The organism is Bacillus sp. FSL R5-0447, from assembly GCF_038606125.1.
GTDB lineage: Bacteria > Bacillota > Bacilli > Bacillales > Bacillaceae > Bacillus > Bacillus velezensis.
The window spans coordinates 829,106-852,272 of sequence record NZ_CP152012.1 but is presented as its reverse complement, the minus strand read 5'-3'; the positions used below and the strand labels follow the sequence as shown (position 1 = coordinate 852,272).

The following is a 23,167-nucleotide window of genomic DNA, read 5'->3' as shown; positions in this document are numbered from 1 at the left end:
CGATTGATAAAGGAAAAACAAAAAAGGAGCCCGTAAGCTCCCTTTTTTTATGACTCTCCGAGTACGTTTTCAGCCATTTTCGCTAAATGCTGGGCGCTTCCCGAAATTTCCTGCATCGTGGCAGAAATTTGTTCAACCGCCGCCGCTTGGCCGTCCGTGTTCTGGTTGATGGATTCAATTGAGTCCTCCAGCCCTTTCAGCAGGCTGTGGATTTTTTTCGTAATCTGGTCAATTTGGCCGACGTTGTCTTTTGAATGAGTGGCAAGCTTGCGGATTTCGTCCGCCACCACGGAAAAGCCCTTGCCGGATTCTCCTGCTCTCGCGGCTTCAATGGCCGCATTCAAACCGAGCAGATTGCTTTGATCCGAGATGCCCTTGACAGTGACGGAAATGTCGGCGATTTCTCCCGCGCTTTCACTGACTTGTTTCGCCTGAGCGGAAATCCCGGTCATCTGTGCTGAGAAACCGCTGATGGATTCTGAGATATCCGCGATGGCCGAAGCGGTCTGTTCCACGACGGCGGACAGGCTTTCAGCGACATCATGAAGCTTGGCTGATTTTTCAAGGCTCGTGCCGAGACCGACGCCGCCGATGACTTTTCCGTTTTCATCGTGAAGCGGAATCGCTCTGGCGATCAGCGGAAATCCGAACAGCTCTTTCGGCACCATGCTTGTCTTCTTCTGATTCATGCGGATCGCGTCTGTAATGATGTCCCCTTTTTGCAGCGGGTCTCCCGGCTTTACGTTAAGAGAAAACGTTTTAGCCGGAATATTCACGATTAATTTTTCTGTATCATAAATTCCGATGGTGATGTCATCTTGGATCAGGCTGTTTAAAAAAGGCGCAACTTTGACAAATGCGTCAAGCAGGCTGTGCGTTTGCTGCTCCGTCTGTATACTCATTTCTTTCACTCCTTCTTAATATGGGAATTGCCGTTTTTCATGCTGAACCGAAATCCATTTCAGCGTGGTGAATTCTTCAAGGCTCCATTCGCCGTTCAGCCTGCCGAGACCTGATTGCTTCTCGCCGCCGAACGCGACGTTCGGTTCATCATTAATGGTCGTATCGTTGACGTGAATCATGCCGGTTTCGATCCGCTTAGCAAACTCAACGCCGCGCTCAACGTTTGCCGTATGCACGGCTCCGCTTAAACCGAACGGTGTCGCGTTTGCGATGCTTACCGCTTCATCCTCCGTTTCAAACGGCATGATGCAGACGGCCGGTCCGAACAGCTCCTCCTTCGCAATGTTCATCTCAGGTTTCACATCTTTTAAAATGACGGGCTCAGCGACCGTTCCGCTGAATCGGCCGGACAGCACCGGAACCGCTCCCTCTTCTATCGCTTTTTCGACAGACCGTCTCAGACCTTCCGCCTGTCTCTCATTGATTAAAGGACCGATAACCGTATCAGGGTCCATCGGATCGCCGACTTTCAGCGATGACACTTTCGCTTCGTAAAGCTCTGTAAATTTGTCATATACAGATGTGTGAACGAGCACGCGGTTCGCCGACATGCAGATCTGGCCTTGATGCGTAAACCGGCTGAATACGGCCGCATTGACGGCGTATTCAAGATCAGCATCCTCAAGCACGATCAGCGCGCTGTTTCCGCCAAGCTCCAACAGCGGTTTTTTAAAGTGTTTGACCGCAAGCTGTCCGATATAGCTGCCCACTCCGGTTGAGCCTGTAAATGAGATTATCCGCGGGACGGGATGCTCAACAAAGCTGTCGCCGATCTCCCCGATATCCGTCACGATAACATTCAGCAGCCCGTCCGGTACGCCGGCCGCTTCAAAAATTTTCGCGATAAGCGTTCCGCCGCAGATCGGTGTTTCTTCATGAGGCTTCAGCACGACGCCGTTCCCCGCGCCGAGTGCCGGCGCAACAGATTTCATCGAAAGGAAAAACGGGAAATTAAACGGGCTGATCACCCCCACGACTCCGGCGGGTATTCTGTACAGTCTGTTTTCTTTTCCGTCAATCGTGGACGGGAGAATTTTCCCTTCCATCCGCACCGGAAATGTTGCGGCTTCTTTTATCATATTTTTGACAAGTCCGATTTCAAACTCAGCCTTCAGCCGTGTTCCGCCAAGCTCCTCCATGATTAAGTAAATAATCGCTTCTTCGTGCTCTTCAATGAAAGAAACGGCTTTTTCCAAAATGGCCCGCTTTTTAAAAGGGTTTACTTTGTCCCATTCTTGTTTCGCAAGAGCCGCGGCGCGATATGCCGCATCCACGTCATCAGACGTCGCTTTTTGGAATGAGGTGATGACTTTTTGAGTATAAGGATTTCTGTTTTCCAATACGTTCCGGCTGCTCCCATCCCTCCATCGGCCGCCGATAAACTGCTTATTTAGTTCTTCATATTGAAACATGTAAAACATCTCCCTTTCACCGAAACTTGAAATTAGTTGATGAGTCATCTTTTGTATCGGTCTTAAGGTGAGAAAATTGAACTATTTCACAATAAAATTCCCGTTCCTTCCGTGCATCGACGCTTTTTAGCTTTGTCCTTTTAAAGTGGAAAATTCTTTAATTGACTGCGAGAAATTTCGACAATATAATACAAACGTCAGTGTATATAATGATAAGAATATTATGAATTTTCAGGAGGACTCATATGTCTTTACTATTTCGGAAAAAGCCGCTGGCCGACTTAAAGGCTCAGAGCAAACAGACCAGTCTGTCCCGCTCGTTAAGCGCTTTTGACTTGGTTTTGCTCGGAATCGGCTGTGTTGTCGGCACGGGGATTTTTGTGATTACCGGGACTGTGGCCGCGACAGGCGCAGGACCGGCTTTGATTCTGTCGTTTGTGCTCGCGGGCCTTGCCTGCGCGCTTGCCGCGTTTTGTTATGCGGAATTTTCTTCATCCATTCCGATTTCAGGCAGCGTATATACGTATTCATATGTCACTCTCGGGGAGTGTCTCGCGTTTTTAATCGGATGGGACTTAATGCTTGAATATGTCATCGCGCTCGCCGCCGTCGCAACCGGCTGGTCATCCTATTTCCAGTCGCTTCTTGCGGGCTTCGGGCTGCATCTTCCGGAGGCGCTGACCGCCGCACCCGGCAGCAAAACGGGTGCCGTGTTCAACCTGCCGGCCGTTATCATTATTTTGGTCATTACCGCGATTGTTTCAAGGGGCGTGAAAGAAAGCACCCGCTTTAACAATGTCATTGTATTGATGAAAATTGCGATCATTCTGCTGTTTATCATCGTCGGTTTCGGCTACGTGAAACCGGAAAACTGGTCGCCGTTTATGCCGTTCGGAATGAAAGGCGTCATCACGAGCGCCGCGACCGTTTTCTTCGCGTATCTCGGATTTGATGCCGTGTCAAACGCGTCGGAAGAAGTGAAAAACCCGCAGAAATCAATGCCGGTCGGAATCATCGGCGCGCTCGCCATCTGCACCGTCCTTTACATTACGGTATCGCTCGTCCTGACGGGAATGCTTTCGTACACCAAGCTGAATGTCGGGGATCCGGTATCTTTCGCGCTCCAATTTGTCGGCCAGAACAAGATAGCAGGCATTATTTCCGTCGGCGCGATTATCGGGATTACAACGGTCATGCTCGCTCTGCTTTACGCTCAGGTGCGCCTTACATTTGCGATGAGCAGAGACGGCCTTTTGCCCCGCATGTTTTCCAAGGTTCACCCGCGTTTTAAAACACCGTTTCAAAACACATGGGTGACGGGGATCGCTGCCGCCGGGATCGCGGGTTTTATTGATTTGGGAACCTTGGCGCATCTCGTCAACATGGGAACCTTGGCGGCCTTTACGGTCATTGCGATCGCCGTCATCGTTTTAAGAAAGAAACATCCGGAGATCAAATCTTCCTTCCGTGTTCCTTTCGTTCCTTTTGTGCCGATCATCAGCGCATGCTTATGCCTGTATCTCGCAAGCAGCCTGCCGGGCGTGACATGGCTCGCCTTTGTCATCTGGATCGCCGCCGGGATCGTCGTTTATATGATGTATTCGAGAAAACACAGTTTGTTAAATAAATAAAAAAGGAAGGCTCTTTTTTCTGTTTGAGAAAGAAGAGCCTTTTTTGCACTTGATAATTCATTCACCTTATGAATAATATGGTGTATGCTTCGTTTACATAAAAAGGAGGAGAATCACTTTGGCAATTGCCGCCCCGCTTAAAGAAAAACCTGTCCATCGTCCCGAGACAACCATGTATTCTATTTTGTTCATTATCGGGATCTGTCATCTGCTGAACGATTCACTGCAAGCGGTGATTCCGGCGATGTTTCCGATTTTGGAACGTTCCATGAATCTTACATTTACGCAGCTCGGAATGATCGCCTTTACGCTGAATATGGTGTCTTCCGTGATGCAGCCCGTCATCGGCTGGTATACGGATAAACGCCCGATGCCGTATGCCTTGCCGCTCGGACTCACCGCAAGCATGCTCGGCATTTTAGGTCTCGCGTTCGCCCCGTCTTTTCTGACGATTTTATGCTGTGTCTTTTTTATCGGCCTTGGCTCCGCCGTCTTTCATCCTGAAGGATCGCGTGTCGCCTACATGGCCGCCGGCGAAAAGCGCGGCTTGGCGCAATCGATTTACCAAGTCGGAGGGAATACCGGCCAGGCGATGGCGCCCTTGATTACCGCGCTGATTCTCGTTCCGCTCGGTCAATTCGGCTCTGTCTGGTTTACGCTAGTCGCCGCAATCGCTGTACTGTTTCTCATTTATATCGCCAAATGGTATAAAGGCCGCCTTATTCATTTGCGCGCCGTAAGTAAAAAATCACCGGCCTCCGCCGTGCAGACCGTGATTACAAAACCGATTATTCTCGCCCTTATCATGATTATCTTCTTAATTTTCGCGCGCTCCTGGTATGTGAGCGCGATCGGCAACTTTTATACGTTCTATGCGATGAATGCCTATCATGTCAGCATTCAGCAGGCACAGAGCTATATCTTCGTCTTTTTATTTTTCGGAGCTGTCGGAACGTTTCTCGGCGGGCCGCTTGCAGATCGTTTCGGAAAGCGGAACGTCATCATCGTTTCGATGATAGCATCGGCTCCCTTGACGATTTTCCTTCCGTTTGCGGGGCCTGTCATCGCCTATGGCGTACTGGCGCTGATCGGTGTTGTTCTGATGTCCAGCTTCTCCGTGACTGTTGTCTACGCGCAGGAGCTTGTTCCAGGCAAAATCGGAACGATGTCAGGGCTTACGGTCGGGCTCGCCTTCGGAATGGGCGCGATCGGAGCCGTTGCGCTCGGAGCTCTTATTGATTCAGCGGGATTGACGCCGACCATGACAGCCGTCGCCTTTCTGCCCGTTTTAGGTCTGCTCGCCTTTGTCCTGCCGAGCGACAAAACATTAAAAGAATGGCATTCATAAAAACAATCCCTGCCGAAAAGGCAGGGATTTTATGTTTCAACTGTATAAAAATGAGTATCAGGAACCGCGTATTTCGGAATAAACCCGTCTCTGAAATCAGGAAACGCTTTTTGAATTTCATCAATCCATTTTTTTACGTTTTTGATGTACGGTACGTAAATCATATTGACTGTCGCCTCGTCATCAATGTGATAGTACCAGCACAGATTGAATTCGTTCTCCGTGACGAGCGTAAAGCCTGAAAAATGATAAAAAATCAGCGGGGTGTCATTGACATATACAGCCCCGCCGCGCAGGCTGACGTCATATTGCTCAATATTCCACAGCGCCGCATTCGCGCCGATCGACTCCGTGACATGAACGTCTTCAAACTGCGCGGGCCACTTTTCAACATACCTTTGATCACCGTATGTCTTTTTTTCTTCATTCATCTCCACCGTACAATAGGAGATGCAATCCTGCCTCCACTGCCAGACCGCCCGGTACGCTTCCCCGGTATTCCGCGCGCCGACAAACCCGGTGTTGTACTGCCCTGTCAGCTTGTAATAAGACGCAAACCGTTCTGAATTGCGGTGATCCGTCAGAAAAAGGGAAGCATCCGGCTTTTCCGCAAACAGCTCGCCCGCATCTGAGAAGAAAAAGAGATCGGTGTCCAAGTGGGCAAAATATTCGGCTCCATCATACTCCGTCATCACATGGAACAGAAATGCCGGTTTCAGCGTCCAGCAATATTCATGAAACGTCCGGCCGCCCTTTGCTTCAAGCAGCTCCGGGTCCTCCATTTCATGAAGCTGAACCGCCGTGACATGTTCCCACGGCACCTGCTGAAGCAGTTCGTACGCTTTCTGATCGACACACAGCACATACAGATGAAAATCCCGGCAATGCTCATGGAGAGAATGAATCATCGGCATCAGTTTAAAGATATGCGTTCTGGAAACAATGGTTGAAAAATGATATTTACTCACCATATCACATCCAATTTATTTAAGATCCACATGCAGTAAATCAGCAGCCAGCGCTTTGAACGCCCTTGCAAAGTGCGTGACGCCCAGCTTTTTTTCCGCTTTTGCCAAAAGCTTTCCGACCTCCGGCAGATTGAAGCTGTTCGCCGTGATCCGCGGGCTTTTCGTCTTCCAGTCCGGGTCGAGGTTGCGGTCTTTAACCGCGTGCAGCAGCTCGAGAAAAATGTGCAGCAGGCTTTCATATTTCTCATAATCAAGCAGCACTTCGATGTCTGCCATCATGCTGTTGGTTAACTCCGCGTCAAACGGGCCGTTAAACGCGAGGTGCACGTCAAGCGAATGAATGTCATTGTACTTGTCGCACATGTACGCGATATTCGCCCTGATATCATCAACGGAAGCGCAGTTGCTCGGATGCTCCTGATGGACGCTCATGATATCGCGCCGCAGCTGAAATCTCATTCCCGACTGATGAAGCCTGATGCCGAGATCATAATCTTCAAAGCCGTATCTGACAATGCCTTCATCAAACAGCCCGAGATCTGCCACGTGCTGTCTCTTGACTGACGAATTGTTCGTAATGAAAAAACGCCACGGCAGACGGTAGCCTTTCAAATCATCTCCGTATTTTTCCAAAATGCTTTTCAGCACACGGATAAAGTCGGTATCTAAATCAAAGCATTGGTCAAGAAAACTTCCGTCTCTGATGTCACTTTCATCAAGGAGCGGCTCTTTATCGCCCGGCAGCTCTTCATACAGTTCGGCGAGTTTCTCTTTATGCTCTTTTTCAAAACGGTCATAATAAAAGCTGTAAATCCGCTTCCAGAACATACCGCATACGACAAGATCGTCCCGGTTCTCATGAGCCTTGATATGCTTCGCCACCAAATCCTTTTCGGCAAGCATGTCGCTGTCATGGAAGATCAAAATATCGCCTCTGGCATTGCGGACCGCCTGATTCCGTCCGTAAGCGATCCCTCTGTTTTCTTTAATTCTCACAAAAATCAGCGGAAAATTCGCGCTGAATGATTCAAGCATGGATAAGGTTCCGTCTTCCGAACCGTTGTCAGCCACAATCACTTCGAACGGCTCTGTGCATTCCTGTTCATTCAGGGACAGCAGGCTGTTATAAAGCCGCTCCTTGGAATTATATGCGGGAACAATGACGCTTGCCTTCACTTTTCGTTCACTTCCTGTATATGATCATTTATTTGTTATCATCCTCAGATGCAAAGCCGCTGAACTCCGGGCAGACGGCGCTGACCGTCCCGATCACCCGCTTCAGAATGTCCTGATAAAGCTGATGGACAAACGGCAGGTCGGTCCGGTCCGTCTCATGAATCTGCCGAATGTCGCCGGCTGTAACGATCCGGTATCCGCTGAAATGATAGAAAATCAGCGGACTTCCGTCTTCGAGCACAAGACGCCCGTCCTTCCATGAAAACGTGTGGCGGCCGTAATTCCAATGGCCGATATTCACGCCGGGCGTGGTGATGTCACACACATTCGGGAACAGGCCGGACATGTAATCCAAGTAGCCTTGATCTCCGAATTTTCCTTCGCCCGGCGCATTTTTGCATTCTTCCAGGCAGCGTTCTTTCCACCATCTGAGACAATCTGTACCGGCACTGTCGGTTTTGAAGCTGAGAAAACCGGAATTATACCGGCCTAAAAGACGCTGCAGCATGTCGATTTCCTGTTTTCCAAATGAGGGAATGACGATATCGCCCCGTGACAGAAGCACCGAACAATCCGGCTGATTGTCAAAAATCGCGCGCGGATCGGCGAAGAAAAACAAATCGGCATCAATGTACGTGACACGCTCTAATTCCGGATGTCCGTCCAGCACGAATTCGAGAAATACCGGCTTCACCGTCCAGCAGTATTCGCTCTGATCCCTCGTCCGCTTCAGTTCAAGGAGCTCCTCATTTTCCAGTGCGGACACCTGAATCAAGGTGACATTATCCTGCCGCATTGCCTGAAGCACGTCATAGGTGTCTTGATCCATACACAAAGTAAAAATGGGGGCGTCCGCCTGAACCGCTTTCAATGAGCCGAACAAAGCGATAGCCTGATACAGCCTTCCTTTTGATAAAACTGTGCAATATGCGCTTGTCACGTCTTTCTCTCACCTCTGTTTCTGTTACTTTTGAAAAAAGGCTTTATACCATTCGATCGTTTTTTCCAATCCTTCATCAATGGTATGTGCGGGTGTCCAATTCAGAAGCTTCCTCGCCTTTTCCGCCGATAAATATTGGTGCTTGATTTCATGGCTTCCCTGGTTGAGCACTTTCGGCTTGAGGTCACTGTCCATGGCCTTAAGAATTTTTTCTACAAGCTCCAGCACCGTCAGCTGAATCTCATTGCTGAAGTTGAACGCTTCTCCCGCAAGATTGAGCTCCTCCATCTTTTCCGCCAGCAAAAGGTATGCCTCGACCGCATCCTCGATGTAAAAATAATCACGGATAAATGTGCCGTCGCTGCGGATTTCCGGCGCTTCACCGTTCAGCACGAGCTGAATCGTCTGCGGAATAATCCGGTTAAAGTTCAAATCTCCGCCGCCGTACAAGTTGCCGCAGCGCGTAATACAGACCGGAAGTCCGTACGTATTAAAATATGTGTGGCTTAACAAATCGGCACAGCTTTTTGATACGTCATACGGATGTTTGCCCTGAAGAGGCATGTTTTCATCGTACGGCAGTGTCGGCTGGTCGCCGTACGCTTTATCACTGGACGCGACGATCACCCGCTTGATGAGCGGATGCCTGCGGCACGCTTCAAGGATGTTCCATGTGCCGAGAATATTGGCTTCAAATGTGGAAATCGGATTGCGGTTTGCGACGCCGACGATCGCCTGAGCGGCTAAATGAAAGACCGTGTCAATTTCATATTCGCCCAGCGCCCGCTCAATCACATCCAGATCTTCAAGCGCACCCTGCACGATATTCATTTGCTTCACTTGTTCTCCCTGATACAGGTTCGACTTGGGCACAGTGTCACGGACAAGTCCCGTCACATTGGCCCCCTGATCGATCAGTTCCTTCACCAAGCAGCTTCCTAAAAGACCTGTACATCCCGTCACAAACACATTTTTATTTTTCCAGAAACTCAAACTTGATCACCATACCTTCCATACATGTTGTCCCCGGTCCCACATCTTGTTGATTTCCAGCAGGTTTTTATACGTATCGATCGCCGTCCAGAAACCGTAATGCCGGTATACCGCCAATTCGCCGTCTTTCGCCAGCTCCTTCAGCGGTTCTTCTTCAAACATGACATCCCTGTCTTTCGGCAGATAATCAAATACCTTCGGGCTGAGCACGAAAAATCCGCCGTTGATGATGCCGTCACTCGAGGTTTTTTCAGAAAAGCTTTTCGCCATGCCGTCTTCAACCGTCAGCGTTCCGAATTGCGAGGACTTTTCTATACCGGTGACGGTCACCGCTGCCCCTTTTGATTGATGATAGCTGATCAGATGAAACAGGTTGATGTTGGCCAGTCCGTCCCCGTACGTCATAAGAAAGGTTTCATCACCGATGATGTCCTTTGCCTGTAAAAGCCGCCCCGCTGTCTGCGTGTGTTCCCCCGTGTCTAAAAAAGTGATTTTCCACGGCTCGGATTTTCCCAATATCCGTACTTCTCCGGTAGAGCTGTCCAGCGTCATGCTGTGATTCTTCCAGTCATAATCTAAGAAATATTCCTTAATCATCTCTCCTTTGAAACCAAGAAGCAGGATAAATTCGTTCACGCCATAGTATTGATAGAGTTTCATAATATGCCATAGAATCGGTTTGCCGCCTATCATGGCGAGCGGTTTGGGACGTTCATTGGTGATTTCGCTCATTCTCGTTCCTTTTCCGCCGCAGAGAATGACTGCTTTCATCTCTACCCCTCTTCTCTGTGAATATTGGATTCGAAACCGCCCGTATAAGAGAAACCAACCCGATAATTTGTCCGATTCTCTATCACCGGTTTCAAAATCTACTGTAAGATATGAGAGATTGGCGCCCTTTGTGACCAAAAGCTCTCTCTTTTTTCAGATTGGTGAAGATACACAAAAAAAAGAGCCTCACGGAAATTCCGTAAGGCTCTTTCTATTATTTATTATCCTGATTCAGCTTTTCTTTGCCGTAATGATATTTAGACGGATCAACCGGCGTAAAGTCGCTCAATTTGTGGAATCTGAGCAAGTCTTTGTACATCACGCTGTCAGACAGCTTCAGCTGCTCTGTGACTCTGGCTTTCAGGTTTTTCGTTTCCTGATTGCCTTTCAGTTCTTTTCCTGTCTTCGTATCGTATACGACATTGGAGATGGAAGTATATTTCGGCGTGACGTAATCTCCGTTACGGAACGTCACCGTATCATCATGGTCTTTCGAGAAGAGATCGGTGCCGAAATTAATATATTTCTTAGAATCGATGCCTTCCAAGTGAAGGATCGTCGGCACAACGTCCATTTCACCGCCGTACGTATGGTTCACCCCGCCTTTTTTGCCAGGGATGCGAAGCATAAGCGGCACACGCTGATTCTGCGCGTTTTGATAAGGCGTAATTTCTTTGCCGAGAATTTCTTTCATCGCGCGGTTATGGTTTTCAGAGATTCCGTAGTGGTCTCCGTAAAGCATAATCACCGAGTTGTCATATAAACCGGATGACTTCAGATCTTTAAAGAACTGTTCAAGCGCCTCGTCGAGATAACGCGCCGTCTGGAAATAGTCATCCACAGTCGCGTCGCCCGTTTTCGCTTTTTCGATCGTTGCGTCTTTTTCATCAAGCGTAAACGGATAATGGTTCGTCAGCGTGAGCAAATGCGCGTAGAACGGCTGTTTCAGCGATTGAAGCTTCGGAATGGATTCTTTGAAGAATGGTTTATCCTTCAGTCCCATATTGACAAGGTTGTCATCAGACATATCGTATGTGCTGGCGTCAAAGAATTTATCGTAGCCGATATGTTTGTAAATCTGGTCACGGTTCCAGAATGATTTGTAGTCACCGTGTAAAACGGCGCTTGTATAGCCCTCACTTTGGTCAAGGATGGCAGGAAGCGATTGATACGTGTTTTCCCCTTTTGTCACGAAGGCTGACCCTTCAGGCAGTCCGAACAGGCTGTTATCCATCATCAGCTCGGCGTCAGATGTTTTACCTTGGCCCGTTTGGTGGAAAAAGTTATCAAAGTACGTCATGTCCTCTCCGCCGCGGGCGAGTTTATTCAGGAACGGCGTGACTTCTTTTCCGTCAAGTTTGTAGTTGATCAAAAACGATTGGAAACTTTCCAAGTGAATCTTAATAATGTTTTTGCCTTTGGCCTTGCCGAAATACTCGGCGTTCGGCTTCGCATAATGCGACGATGTGTAGTTTTCAACGCTCGTCAGGTCATCGCTGCTGGCATATGCCCGCTGAGATTCCGTCTGCGCCGTCTGTACGCCGTCATAAATCGTGTAATTATAAAGGCCTAAGTATTTTACAATGTAATTGCGGTCAAACGTTCTTGTCAGCAGCTCCGGGCGGTCCTCTTCGGCAATCGCCAGGTTCACGAAGAACAAAACAATACCCGTCACGATAATTAATGACGTATACCGTTTTTTCAGCTTGAATTCCTTCAGCTCACGTCTCCACACCAGAAGTGCGATTAAAATAATAATATCAACAAAGTATAAAATATCATGGCCGGACATAATGCTGAAGATGCCGTCTCCCATATTTCCCACATTACCGGATTGCTTTAAGTTAGGGAATGTCAAGAAATCATCGAAGAATCGATAGAATAGGATATTTGCATACAAAATAAACGTCATGATGAAATCAATAATCACCATGATAATCGCTGATTTGCGGCCTTTCGCAAACAATGCCAGTCCTAAAAAGAAAATGGCGCTTGAGAACGGATTGATCACAAGCAGAAACTGCTGCGTCGGACCCTTCACCCCAAGGTTGAATTCAGCATGATAGGCTAAATACGTTTTGGCCCAAAACAAAATAATAGCCAGTACAAAAAAACTAAGTCTGTAAGAAAATAATTTCTTCATGGCAACCTCTACTTTCCTAAACACTTTAAATCTGTATTCTTACTTTTTGCTTCAATTCCTGCTTTCCGAGCAAAACGAAAGCATCACACAGCCCCATAAACACACCATTTAAAAAAAACGATATATTTATCATTCGTGTCATGCCCATTGAACATCTTATCCCGCCAGCCATTAGACGCAGGATATCCGTTCTTCGTTTCACATTTTTTTCTGGCATTAAAAGGTACCGTATCAGACCGGGTCTGAAAATAGGAGATACCAAATATAAGAATAACACAAACTTCTAAAAACGAAAAATGAATATCAAAGACAGCCGCCCAACAGGCGGGCTGAAGTTATTGTATGCAAAGGGGCTGAAAAACTTGAAGGTTTTTTTGGCTGATGTAAAAAAAGGACTGGAGTCATCCAGTCCTTTTCATCAAATCGGTCAAATCCCCGCCCAAACATCTTTTGCGTAAATGCCTTTTGTCTGGAGGTCCAAAAGCCATTCTTGCGCTTGCCGTTCGTCTGTTTCGTGGACCGACTTATACGCTTTTTGCAGCGTTGCCTCTACATCGGGCGCCATTTTGCTGCCGTCGCCGCATACGTAGAGGTGCCCTCCCCGGCCGAGGATGGAAATTAAAGCACCGGCGTCTTTCGCCATTAAGTGCTGCACATACGTTTTCGGTACGCCTTCTTTGCGGGAGAAAGCCGTATGAAGCGTCACGATTCCGTCTTTTTCATAAGCTTCAAGCTCGTCACGGTAAATAAAATCATGATCGTTTCTGCATCCGAAATACAGATGAGCCTCCCCCAGCTCTTTTCCTTCTTTTTTTAACGCCGCCCGGGCTTGCAGAAACCCGCGGAACGGGGCGACTCCTGTGCCGGGACCGACCATAATAATCGGTTTTTCCGAATCTTCCGGAAGCCGGAATCGTGTTTCCGGAGTGCGGACAAACATCACGATACCATCCTCAGGGCCGCGGTCCGCTAAATAATTCGAAGCGACTCCGCGATACTCCCCCAAACCGCTCCGGGCGGGGCCGCGAACGACGCCGACGGTAATTGAGGCCTGCCCGGGATGTTTCCGGGGCGAACTTGAAATCGAATAATACCGCGGCTTCAGCGGACGCAAAAGCTCCAGAAATCGCTCAAACGGAAGTTCACACGCTTCATATTTTTCAAGGAGATCGAGCATCGAGACGCGCGATGTTAAGATTTGCTCCTGATAGACGCCCTCCTCAAGAAAATCTTCCAATTCCCGTTTGTGCGGCGGGCAGACCGTATAAGCAGCCATTTCCCGGATTTGAGCCCTTGATGCCGCTTCCTGCAATTCGACACAGCTGCTCAGAAGATCATGCAGCCTGACCGGCCGATCGAGCGGGAGATGAACCGCGCTCTGTCCGCTGGCCGTCAGCAGCACTTGATCATTCCCGTTCAGATTGAACCGGCGGAGAACACGGCTGACCTGCTCTTTGCTGTTTACCGGCAGCACGCCGAGATGATCCCCTTCATGATAGGCAGCCTCTTTCGGCAGAGTGATTTCGATATGCCTTGTGCTCCGGCCGCTTTCCGGCGCCTGAAGTTCCCTGTTTTCCGCAACGGATGCGTAAACCGCTTCATACGTCTGTGCCAAAGGAGACCCGCCAAGCCCGCTGACAAATTGAAGGCCCAGCGCACTTCGCTCTTTTTCGGCATTTTCATTCAGCTTGAGACCGAATGCCTTCATGGCGTCCGTCCACATGCTTTTTTTCCATTCATCAAGCTTTCCTTCAAAATCGCCGCTGACGTCCCCCTCGCCTCGGGAGGAAAAGCGTTCCGCCCCTTTTTCGGCAAGCTTCTCATCAATCAGCCTCGGTACAGCCTGATATGTCGCCGCCCAGTTATGATCACCGCAGCCGAAGACGGCATATCGGACGCCTTCCAGTTCCCCGGGTTTGACTTCTTCAAGCCATTGAACGAATTGTCCCGCGTTGCTCGGAGGCTTTCCGTTATAAGAGGACGTAATGATCAAGAGAGCTCCTTCTTTCGGCAGTTTTCCGATCCGGTCATTTAAAGGCGCCGTTTCAGTCCGGACGCCGTGCATCCCGGCAGTATCGGCAAGCTCCCGCGCCACGCCTTCTGCGGTTCCCGTATCTGAGCCGTACAGAATCAGAAGCGGTCGGTTATCAAGCCCGATAATGGATGCGCCTTTTGTTTCCCGTTTTTCTTTTTCGACGTCTTCCGCCGCTTTTTCAGCCGCCGGGAGAGCAGCCGCAACGGCTTCTTTGTTTCTCGGCCGCACCCGGATATGAAAGTCGCCGGGCTTGATCGTCAGTGTCTGTTTAATATCGAGCTCATAATCGGTGTGATCGATAAAGGTAAAATGCTGCAGAATCATCCCCAGAACAAGAGTTGCTTCATGCAGGGCGAACTGCATACCGATACACGCCCTCTGACCGTTTCCGAACGGCTTATACGCATGGTGAGGCACTTGATCAGGATGTTCAAACCGCTCCGGATAAAATTCCTCCGCATTGTCTCCCCACGCGTCTTTATCACGGTGAAGCTGGGGAATTAAGACGGAAATTCTGTCTTTCGGCGTGATCGGATATTTCCCGCCGATCACCGTATCCTCTTTCGCATAAAGGCTGAACGCAGGCGCGGTCGGCCATAAGCGCAATGACTCCTGCAAAATCATTCGGATATAAGTAAGATCCAGCACTTGTTTATATGAAGGAACGGGATCGGTCAAAACCCGATCGGCTTCTTCATAGGCTTTTTCCAAAACACGGGGATGTTTCAGCAAAAAGTAGATGGCAAAGGAAAGCAGGCCGCTTGTCGTTTCATGGCCGGCAATTAAAAACGTGATGATTTGAAACCGGATATTTTCATCATCAAGTTTTTCGCCCGTTTCCGGGTCTTCCACATTCAGCATTCTGGCCAGCAGATCCTTTTCATCCCGGCCGCCTGACCGGCGCTCTGCGATAATACTGTCTACTAACGAAAACATCGCCTGAATGTCATGATGAAATTGGCGCTTCGTCCTGATCATAAGCTTATCCTGAACATCAAGGCGCTGCATTTGGTGCATCGCTTCATCAAGGGCGCGCACCATGCTGTTGATAAACGGATGAGGCGTTTCCCTGTAATAGCTGTTAAACCGATAGTTAAAGCCGCAAAGCCCGATCGTATCAAGCGTCAGGCGGGTCATATCAGCAGGCACATCAACGGCCTCATCCGGGTTCAGCCTAGCCCATTTTTGAATCAGCTGCACCGCGATATCAGTCATCATCGAATGATAATCTTTCATCGCGCGCTGGCTGAAGGTCGGCATCAGAATATTATGCGCCTTTCGCCAGTTAGGCTCATGCGTCCAGCTTGTAAACAGCCCGTCACCGGAAAACGCCCGGACTTTCTCCAAAGCTCCTTCAATGCTTTTATCGAACCGTTCTTCATCACAAACCTCTTTCACCAGTTCATGGCCGGACACGACGATAATGGCGCCCGCCGGGGTATGCAGCTGAAAAATAGGCCCCTGCTCGTTTGCCAGTTTGATTAGCGACATTGTAGGCTTGTCTTTATCAAGCAAAGGAAGATTGCCGAGCGGACCGAATGTCTTCGGCTGCGGAATCGGACCTGTTTCCTTCATGAATAACACCCTTTCTAACACATTGATGCGTTCCTTCCAACTACAGTGCCCTTTTCACCGGCCAATTATCCGCCGTTACGGATCAATCCCCGGATTGACGATCGATAACGGTTTTTTCTATACTGGAGAGGCTTGTTAAATACAGAAATAAGGTGAGTTCACATATGGATTTTGAAATCAAGTTTTTATCGTTTTATGTCATTCAAGTGGAAGGAAAAGACGAACAGGCAAACAAACAGTTCAAACATTTCCAGACCCTTGACACGGAAGAATTTGAAGAAAGCGAGCTGAAGGATTTTCTTGACGGGGAATTGAAGAAAATCGTCAAACGGAAAGCCGAACGGCATCCGCAATCCGAGCAAGTCCCAACAAAAATCGGCCATTTTATCACGGAGCCGGGTCATGAGCTTGATTCAAATCCGAATTACAACCTTTTCAACCGCGCCAGACTTGCGGATACGAAGGAAGCATTTATCGAAGCAAGCGAGCAGTTCGTCCGCACTTACCTTGACACGAGCGCCGTGCGCGGCGGTGTTTTTATCGTGGCATCGGCCGTTCCGCGCAAGTATTTTGAAGACAAATTCGTCTTTATGATGAAATGCGATTTCGAGCCGAAGGTCGCCCGCATCTCAGACGCCTCGTCTCTCATTAAAAAGGTCGAAATGGCCATCACGACAAAAAACATGAAAAGCATTCAATATCCGTATATGCCGGAAGAAGGCATGACGGAAGAGCATGAGCTGAAAATCCACCAGGCCTCGCACGCCCGTTATTTCGAAGATTTTCTCAAATTTGTCGAATATGGCGAATCGATGCCGGAAATCATGAAAAACCAAGTCATGAACATGGTGCAGGAACACGTGTATGAAACTTTTGAAGAAAACAGCGAAGAGCTTCAGCAGTTTGAGCACGACATTGAAATTTGGGAAGCAAGTGAAAAGCGGGAAATTCAGGAGCGCCTCGACACCCATCAAGTCATCGAGGCATCCGCGCAGATCATTGAACACACGCCGGAAGCCGAGCTGAAAATGAAAGTAGGAGAAACAGAGATTAAAGGATTACTGGCTGATTTCGGCGAATCCATCCATCTCGCAAAAGTGAACGGGCGCTATGTCGCGCTCATTGAGGCGGAGACGATCTCGTTTGAAAAAGGCAGTTCGCCGGTGGAGTTTCACAAGCCTGAGGGGCTGCATGAGGTGATTGAACGGATACGGAATAAATCTGAACAAGACTGACAAAAGTCCAGACGCCATGTTCTGGACTTTCTTTATTTAATAAGGCTCTTTGAGCAATCGATAGCATGCACCGATGATGTCTTGGACGCCGGGCGTTCCCTTTATCTCGCGGCGGACGATTTCAGATGAGAGATTCTGCACCTGTAATGTCCGCTCCGCCCGTCTTTCGAAGTATGCTTGACATGCAGTTTCATGGTTTTCGTGTTTTCGCAGTTCTTCACTAAGCACAATCGCGTCTTCAATTGCCATCGCCGCTCCCTGCGCCAATGTCGGCGCTCCTGCATGGACGGCATCCCCGCCCAGAACGACGCGGCCTCTGTGCCACGGTTCTTTGACCGCCATCTGCTCAATCTTATGAAACAAAACGGGATATTCCTTTGACATATTCTCTGTCACAAACTTTACTCCCGGAATTCCGCGCAGCAAGTCTTTCACCCGTTCAAAACGCGTGTCCTCGTCATCCCTGAAGTCAGCGTCATACGGCCGGATGATAAATACGTATCCTGTTTTTTCAGAGAGCGGCACGACTCCGACCTGCGTCTGCCCTTTTTTATACATCAGTGTCGAATCATGAAATATCGGCTCGGGAAAAGAAATGTAAAATCTGTGCGCTCCCATGCCGAGATACTCTGTTTTCACTTCTCTTTGCAGCATGTGATCGCGGACAGCGGAGCGGATGCCGTCAAAGCCGGCGAGAATGTCAGCCGTCATCATGGTTCCGTCTGCACAATGCACCGTTATTTCATCTGCCGTTTCTTCGTAAGACACAACTTTTTTACCGAGCAGAATCGTGACCCCCGCCGCTTCAGCATGCTTTTTGAGGATATCGTTTAACGTTTGCCGCAATATATTATTCCGCCCCGGCAATGAATCATCTAAAAACGCCTCACTCACTTTAAACTGCAGCGTTCCGTTTTCATCATGCTGCTTCAGCCATTCCGTTTGAAAACCGTGTTGACAGCATTCATCATACACACCGATTTCCCGAAGCACCCGCAGCGCATTTTGAGGCTGGAGAATGCCCGCTCCGCTTTTTCGCATGTCGGACGCCGCCTCGCAAAGGGTCACTTCAAAACCCGCTCTGCCGAGAGAAATCGCTGCGGACAGGCCGCCGATCCCTCCGCCCGCTATGATGATCTTTTTCACTTCATGGTTCATCACGATACCGCCTTCTCTATTTATTTATCACTTATTAACTATTAGCCACCTTACTATATAGACTGAAAAACTGTCAATCTTTATAGGTTGCCTTTTGAATCCGGCAAGCTTATACTTTGAATCACTAAAATGGTACGGAGGCTTACAAAAATGGAGTTGAGACATTTGCCGGATTACTCGCAGATTGCCGGACGCGCTGAGATTTACGCCGATATGGATGCTGAATCATTGAAAACATTTTTGACGTTATTTGATATGTCTAAAAAAATGAATCAGGTCATGGAGCATTATTTCTCAAGTCACGGATTGTCCGAAGGGAAATTCAAAATTTTAATGTTTCTGTTTGACGCACCCGGCCACAGCCTGAGTCCGACGGAGCTGGCGAAAAAATCCAATGTCACCAAAGCGACCATCACCGGATTGATCGACGGACTCGCACGGGATGGCTTTGTAAACCGCAGCCGGCATACCGGCGACAGACGAAAAATCAGCATCGAACTCACAATAGAAGGAAAAGAAAAGCTGATGCTGTTTCTTCCCGGCCACTTCTCCAATATTTCAGGAGTCATGGAAAGCTTCACCGCTGAACAAAAAGCGGAATTGACAAAAATGCTTGAAGTATTATTTGATAAGCTTCTGCTGTTTTCCGGCGGCAGAACATAAAAAGGCGCCCCTCTCAGCAGGGCGCCTTTTTCGCGCGGTTAATCATCACTGTTTAAAATTCCGAAAAACCGTAGCAGGTTGATAAACAAGTTAATAAAGTCGATATAAAGCGTCAATGCCATCAAAGGAATCAGGTCAGCCGTGATGTCCCGGTGCTTGATCTGGTTCAGATCGTATAAGATGTACATTGAAAACACAATCGTCCCGATGACGGAATACGCCATCATGGCGGCGGAATTCAGCGGGCTGAAAATATTAAAGATCCCCACTGCGAGAAGTGCGATAACAGCGACAAGCAAGAAGGACCATAAAAATGACAAGTCCTTTTTCGTCTTAGCGCCGATCGTGCCGAGCACCGCAAAAATCACAAACGATGAACCGAATGCCTCCAATACGACATAGGCCCCCGCTGCGGACGCATAATGGCTGATAATCGGAAACAGCGTCATTCCGGAAATGAAAGCGAATGAAAACACAAACACATATCCGACGGCTTTTTTTCGGCGCAGCCAAAATGCGGCGATGATCATGACGACCTCTAAGACCGACAGCGGCAGCATCAATGCCGGCGGAATGAACTGGCCCGTATACAGGCCGATTGTCGCAACTAACAGTGTAAACACAAATACCGTTATAATGCGCTGCATAATAGATTGTTTGCTCTCATAAGCAGCAGTTTGCATGTCAAAAGTCCTCCCAAAAAAATGATCTTGATAGGTCTATTATAAATAAAATGGGAGAAATTTGTATGATTTTAAGAAGATTTTAAGGATGTCAGGCCTGACGTTTTGCTGCGCATTCCTGCATATCCATGAAATCATGCAGTTTTTTCGTCAAGCCGCCGTGCCCGAATCGGATCTTCCCCTTCTGCCCCGGCGTTTTCGCGAAATCGAGAAATGCCAGCACATAAAGACGCCTGACGGGAATCGGAATGACGCCCGCATCATAAAACCAGCCGTCAATTGTATTGAGCACGCCTTTGTTAATGCCGTATTGCTTCGTGCACCAATGCAGAAAGCGCACTTCGGGCAGGTGCAGATACCGGCTCTCCCGGAAAGGAACAGTTGAATGCTTCATATGTACCGCCTCCTGTCATTGGCTGTTTTTTAAGATTGTTTTACTTCTTTGCTCTTCAGGGAAAATCGATATTTCTCCACCTTATCAATTTGTGTCACTTGGGAATTATGAACCGTAATCTGAACTGTCCCGAAATCGAGCGTTTCCAGCGCGCTGATAATCTTTTCAATCACATGCGGATCTACGTTTCCTTTGGACGTCATCATGCTCCCCCTTTATGTCTGGCCGTTCGTCTTTTGACAATGAGTGTTTTAATTCATACTATTCTGATAAGAAATATATAATTATACTATTATGTTTTCATTCAGAAATCAATAACATTTACACAATTTTTGGATATGTTTTCTTTGCGAAAACTGTCACTTCCTTCGCTTTGATTTAAACCGTTTCATCCCGAAATCGACTCCCAAGGCGTCATATAGCTGTTTTTAAGAACGCAATCTTCACGTTCCGACATATTTACATTGTTTTCCGCTGACAAAAAAAGCGCCCCGCCTCTGGCCGGAGCACCTTTTTCCTATGCTTTTGCTTCCTCGATCACACATGTGACACCCATGCTGGCGAGCGCCTGCTCCAGGGAGCCGTAAGTTTGATACTCTGAAAAATCAAGCCCCAATTGGATAGAAGTCTGTGCCACATCAGGCCGAATGCCGGAAAACACGGTTCTGATGCCGAGTAGAAATAACGTTTTCGACAGCATATACAATTGTTGCGCCACCATCGTATCGACAATGGGCACACCGGACAGATCAATCACAAGGTTTGTGATCCGTTTGGCGACACAGTTTTCCGGCACCGACTCCAAAATCACGCGCGCCCGTCTCGTATCAATCGCGCCGATGAGCGGCAGAGTGCCGATCGTATCTGCGATTAAAATAACGGGACAGCTCAATTCGGAAATAAGCTCCTGCTGAGATGACAGCCTCGCGATCATTAATTTCTGAAACTGTTCAGTAAAATCCGTCATCAGCTGATCAAACGAGCCGTTGACAAGGTGATTCCAGCGGCGGGCATCCTCGTTTGTTACGATGTCCTGATGCTCATCCATAAAACGGGTGACCGCCTCCCAAAAGACGGTTCTTGAATTGCCGATCGCCTCAACGACCTCATGAACCTCCGCGTCTTGCTCCACTCTGCTTTTCGCTACCTGTGCGGCCCATTTTTCTTTGTTATGCTGAAAAACGGCAGGATCCTCCAAAAAAGCACTTGCGATGACCGTGTTTGTAAAGGTATGCTGCTCGATCAGCAGCCGTTTCATTTCCTCACTTAATTGATCCGCAGAATAAAAACGCCCTCTCAGCTTCCGTCTCAGCTTGAGCCATTTTTCCGTCAGCTCTGCCGAATGTGTAATAATATAATCATGAAGTAATTGGTCTTTGTTCACTGCCGTCTCCTCTTTCAAGAATATGTACTTTTGTTTAAATTATAAATCGGAATCGCCGATCGCACTAGAGAAATTAAAAAAACCGGCACATTAAAGCTTTTGATTGCTTTTTTCGACAGGAGGATACACTATAAAAGAAATGAAACAGGAGGTCAGTATGATGATCAATAAAATCGCGACAGTCGCCGTATACACTGATGATCAGCAAAAAGCGAAAACATTCTGGACGGAAAAAGCGGGGTTTGAAACCGTCGCCGAGCATCCGATGGGCCCGGGCGCCTTCTGGCTTGAGGTAGCGCCCAAAGGAGCCGCCACTCATTTGGTGATTTATCCGAAATCGATGATGAAAGGGGCCGAGCATATGAAGGCTTCTATCGTATTTGAGTGTGAAGATGTCTTTGCCGCATACGAACAGATGAAAAAGAACGGCATCACCTTTTTAGATGAACCGAAACAAATGGAATGGGGCAGCTTCGTGCAATTTAAAGATGAGGATGGTCATGTCTTTCTCCTGAAATCGTAATCCGTCAGGCATCTTAATTGACTTTGAGAATCATTTTCATTTAAAATGTTGGATAAAGCGTGAAAAGGATTGGAGAGCTGCCAGATGTTCGTACAAATCAGAAAAATGACCGTAAAAGAAGGACATGCCGACAAAGTAATCGAACGCTTCAGTTCAGAAGGCGTGATTGAAAAGCAGGAAGGTTTGATAGACGTAACGGTCCTGGAAAAAAAAGTCCGCCGCGGTGATGAAGAAGTCGTCGTGTTAATCCGCTGGGAGTCAGAAGACCATTGGAAACAATGGGAAAAAAGCGAAGACCACATCGCGGCCCACAAAGCAAACCAAGGCAAGCCGAAACCTGATTATATGCTTGGGACGGATGTCGGTATGTATCATGTCAGAGCCGTTAAAACAGGCGTACACGAAAAATAATAAAGAGCATTTGCCCCAGGGCAATGCTCTTTATTATTTTTTCTCCTCATACGGCAGGACAAACAGCGGTTTATCGGGCTTCCATTCCGCATACAGCACGTCCTCCGTTTTTTTGATGTTCAGCTTTTTCAGCTCCTGATTCAGCTGCTTTTCTTCCAGCCCGGCTTCTTTCAGATTTTCATACAGCACTTCGCCGTCAATAATCAGCGTGACCGGCAAAGAGACCTGCTTCGGCTTTATTTGCATGTCGCCGTTTTTCGTCGTGTCATATTGAAATTTCGGCAGGACGCTGACCATCCCGTTTGTTTCTAAAATCGCGTACTCCGCTTCCTGTATGGAAAAGCAATTCGCCTGTCTGAGAAGGCTTTGCAATTGATTAATGTCCAGCTTATTCTTTTTCAGCACATCATATTTCAGTTTTCCTTTATGTATGATAATACTCGGCTCGCCTTCCAACAGCTTTCTGGAGCTTTTTACTTTCTGCGTAATCAGTTCGATGAGATAAATTAAACCCCCCCATAACAGAGAGGCAAAAATGATTTCAAAAATCCTGACGCCTTTATCATACACCGCATTTCCGACCAGTTCGCCGAGGATGAGCGCGGAAATAAAATCAAACGGCGTAATTTGCGAGAATTGAGTTTTTCCAAGTAATTTTAAAATCACAAATAAAATACCCAAACCGCATACTAACTCCCAAGCCACTGTAAGTAAATGTCCCATATTCGCACCTTCTTCTTAAAAGTCATTACCATTATGGA

Annotated in this window: 21 protein-coding genes; 6 read left to right on the top strand and 15 right to left on the bottom strand. The window is 48.0% G+C overall.

Annotated features, from left to right (window positions below; translation table 11 throughout):
• Positions 1–47 precede the first annotated feature (47 nt).
• Together NYE68_RS04460 and NYE68_RS04455 are read right to left on the bottom strand one after the other, a co-directional pair.
• Entirely contained in the window at positions 48–902 is an 855-nt protein-coding gene (locus NYE68_RS04460) for a methyl-accepting chemotaxis protein (RefSeq protein WP_003155664.1), read from the bottom strand.
• A 15-nt stretch (positions 903–917) separates the two neighbouring features.
• A complete protein-coding gene (locus tag NYE68_RS04455) occupies positions 918–2,375 on the bottom strand; it encodes an aldehyde dehydrogenase family protein (RefSeq protein ID WP_015417005.1) in 1,458 nt (485 codons plus the stop codon).
• A 245-nt stretch (positions 2,376–2,620) separates the two neighbouring features.
• On the opposite strand from NYE68_RS04455, the gene NYE68_RS04450 reads away from it, so the two are divergent.
• Positions 2,621–4,006, top strand: coding sequence for an amino acid permease (locus NYE68_RS04450; protein WP_031379282.1), 1,386 nt, complete (start codon positions 2,621–2,623; stop codon positions 4,004–4,006).
• Positions 4,007–4,124: 118 nt separating this feature from the next.
• Positions 4,125–5,354: an MFS transporter gene (locus NYE68_RS04445; RefSeq protein WP_061861244.1), complete on the top strand. Its 1,230-nt coding sequence runs from the start codon at positions 4,125–4,127 to the stop codon at positions 5,352–5,354.
• 29 nt (positions 5,355–5,383) lie between these two features.
• On the opposite strand, the gene NYE68_RS04440 is transcribed toward NYE68_RS04445, so the two are convergent.
• The 7 genes from NYE68_RS04440 to NYE68_RS04410 all read right to left on the bottom strand — a co-directional run bounded on the left by NYE68_RS04440 (position 5,384) and on the right by NYE68_RS04410 (position 15,955).
• A complete protein-coding gene (locus tag NYE68_RS04440; protein ID WP_032871781.1) occupies positions 5,384–6,322 on the bottom strand; it encodes a putative nucleotide-diphospho-sugar transferase in 939 nt (312 codons plus the stop codon).
• A 15-nt stretch (positions 6,323–6,337) separates the two neighbouring features.
• Positions 6,338–7,498, bottom strand: coding sequence for a glycosyltransferase family 2 protein (locus tag NYE68_RS04435; protein WP_031379279.1), 1,161 nt, complete (start codon positions 7,496–7,498; stop codon positions 6,338–6,340).
• Between the two features lie 28 nt (positions 7,499–7,526).
• Entirely contained in the window at positions 7,527–8,438 is a 912-nt protein-coding gene (locus NYE68_RS04430; protein ID WP_007408949.1) for a putative nucleotide-diphospho-sugar transferase, read from the bottom strand.
• Positions 8,439–8,462: 24 nt separating this feature from the next.
• Positions 8,463–9,431 (bottom strand): GDP-mannose 4,6-dehydratase, encoded by a 969-nt coding sequence (locus NYE68_RS04425; protein ID WP_012117042.1) that lies wholly within the window; start codon positions 9,429–9,431, stop codon positions 8,463–8,465.
• A 6-nt stretch (positions 9,432–9,437) separates the two neighbouring features.
• Positions 9,438–10,202, bottom strand: a complete 765-nt coding sequence (locus NYE68_RS04420; protein WP_015417001.1) for a glucose-1-phosphate cytidylyltransferase — start codon at positions 10,200–10,202, stop codon at positions 9,438–9,440.
• Positions 10,203–10,416: 214 nt separating this feature from the next.
• Positions 10,417–12,345, bottom strand: coding sequence for an LTA synthase family protein (locus NYE68_RS04415; protein WP_003155677.1), 1,929 nt, complete (start codon positions 12,343–12,345; stop codon positions 10,417–10,419).
• 427 nt (positions 12,346–12,772) lie between these two features.
• Positions 12,773–15,955, bottom strand: a complete 3,183-nt coding sequence (locus tag NYE68_RS04410; RefSeq protein ID WP_324636069.1) for a bifunctional cytochrome P450/NADPH--P450 reductase — start codon at positions 15,953–15,955, stop codon at positions 12,773–12,775.
• Between the two features lie 164 nt (positions 15,956–16,119).
• On the opposite strand from NYE68_RS04410, the gene NYE68_RS04405 reads away from it, so the two are divergent.
• Positions 16,120–17,190: a DUF3900 domain-containing protein gene (locus NYE68_RS04405; protein WP_007408944.1), complete on the top strand. Its 1,071-nt coding sequence runs from the start codon at positions 16,120–16,122 to the stop codon at positions 17,188–17,190.
• A 36-nt stretch (positions 17,191–17,226) separates the two neighbouring features.
• On the opposite strand, the gene NYE68_RS04400 is transcribed toward NYE68_RS04405, so the two are convergent.
• A complete protein-coding gene (locus NYE68_RS04400) occupies positions 17,227–18,348 on the bottom strand; it encodes an FAD-dependent oxidoreductase (RefSeq protein ID WP_342494144.1) in 1,122 nt (373 codons plus the stop codon).
• 150 nt (positions 18,349–18,498) lie between these two features.
• Between NYE68_RS04400 and NYE68_RS04395 the strand changes: the two genes are divergently transcribed.
• Positions 18,499–19,011, top strand: a complete 513-nt coding sequence (locus NYE68_RS04395; protein WP_061861239.1) for a MarR family transcriptional regulator — start codon at positions 18,499–18,501, stop codon at positions 19,009–19,011.
• Between the two features lie 38 nt (positions 19,012–19,049).
• On the opposite strand, the gene NYE68_RS04390 is transcribed toward NYE68_RS04395, so the two are convergent.
• The 4 genes from NYE68_RS04390 to NYE68_RS04375 all read right to left on the bottom strand — a co-directional run bounded on the left by NYE68_RS04390 (position 19,050) and on the right by NYE68_RS04375 (position 21,472).
• Positions 19,050–19,694 carry a Bax inhibitor-1/YccA family protein gene (locus NYE68_RS04390; protein ID WP_007408941.1) on the bottom strand — a complete coding sequence of 215 codons (645 nt, stop codon included), beginning with the start codon at positions 19,692–19,694 and terminating at the stop codon, positions 19,050–19,052.
• A 91-nt stretch (positions 19,695–19,785) separates the two neighbouring features.
• Positions 19,786–20,088 (bottom strand): hypothetical protein, encoded by a 303-nt coding sequence (locus NYE68_RS04385; RefSeq protein ID WP_015416995.1) that lies wholly within the window; start codon positions 20,086–20,088, stop codon positions 19,786–19,788.
• Positions 20,089–20,117: 29 nt separating this feature from the next.
• A complete protein-coding gene (locus NYE68_RS04380) occupies positions 20,118–20,291 on the bottom strand; it encodes a YezD family protein (protein ID WP_003155693.1) in 174 nt (57 codons plus the stop codon).
• 314 nt (positions 20,292–20,605) lie between these two features.
• Complete coding sequence (locus NYE68_RS04375) at positions 20,606–21,472, bottom strand: STAS domain-containing protein (protein WP_015416994.1); 867 nt, start codon at positions 21,470–21,472, stop codon at positions 20,606–20,608.
• A 160-nt stretch (positions 21,473–21,632) separates the two neighbouring features.
• On the opposite strand from NYE68_RS04375, the gene NYE68_RS04370 reads away from it, so the two are divergent.
• Both NYE68_RS04370 and hmoA read left to right on the top strand, forming a co-directional pair.
• The gene (locus NYE68_RS04370) at positions 21,633–21,995 is read left to right on the top strand and encodes a VOC family protein (protein WP_031379272.1); all 363 of its coding nucleotides are present in this window, start codon (positions 21,633–21,635) and stop codon (positions 21,993–21,995) included.
• A gap of 84 nt (positions 21,996–22,079) precedes the next feature.
• Positions 22,080–22,406: a heme-degrading oxygenase HmoA gene (gene hmoA / locus NYE68_RS04365; RefSeq protein WP_003155696.1), complete on the top strand. Its 327-nt coding sequence runs from the start codon at positions 22,080–22,082 to the stop codon at positions 22,404–22,406.
• Positions 22,407–22,439: 33 nt separating this feature from the next.
• Here the strand turns inward: hmoA and NYE68_RS04360 are convergent, their stop codons facing one another.
• Positions 22,440–23,129, bottom strand: a complete 690-nt coding sequence (locus tag NYE68_RS04360) for a DUF421 domain-containing protein (RefSeq protein WP_229041553.1) — start codon at positions 23,127–23,129, stop codon at positions 22,440–22,442.
• Positions 23,130–23,167: the final 38 nt, after the last annotated feature.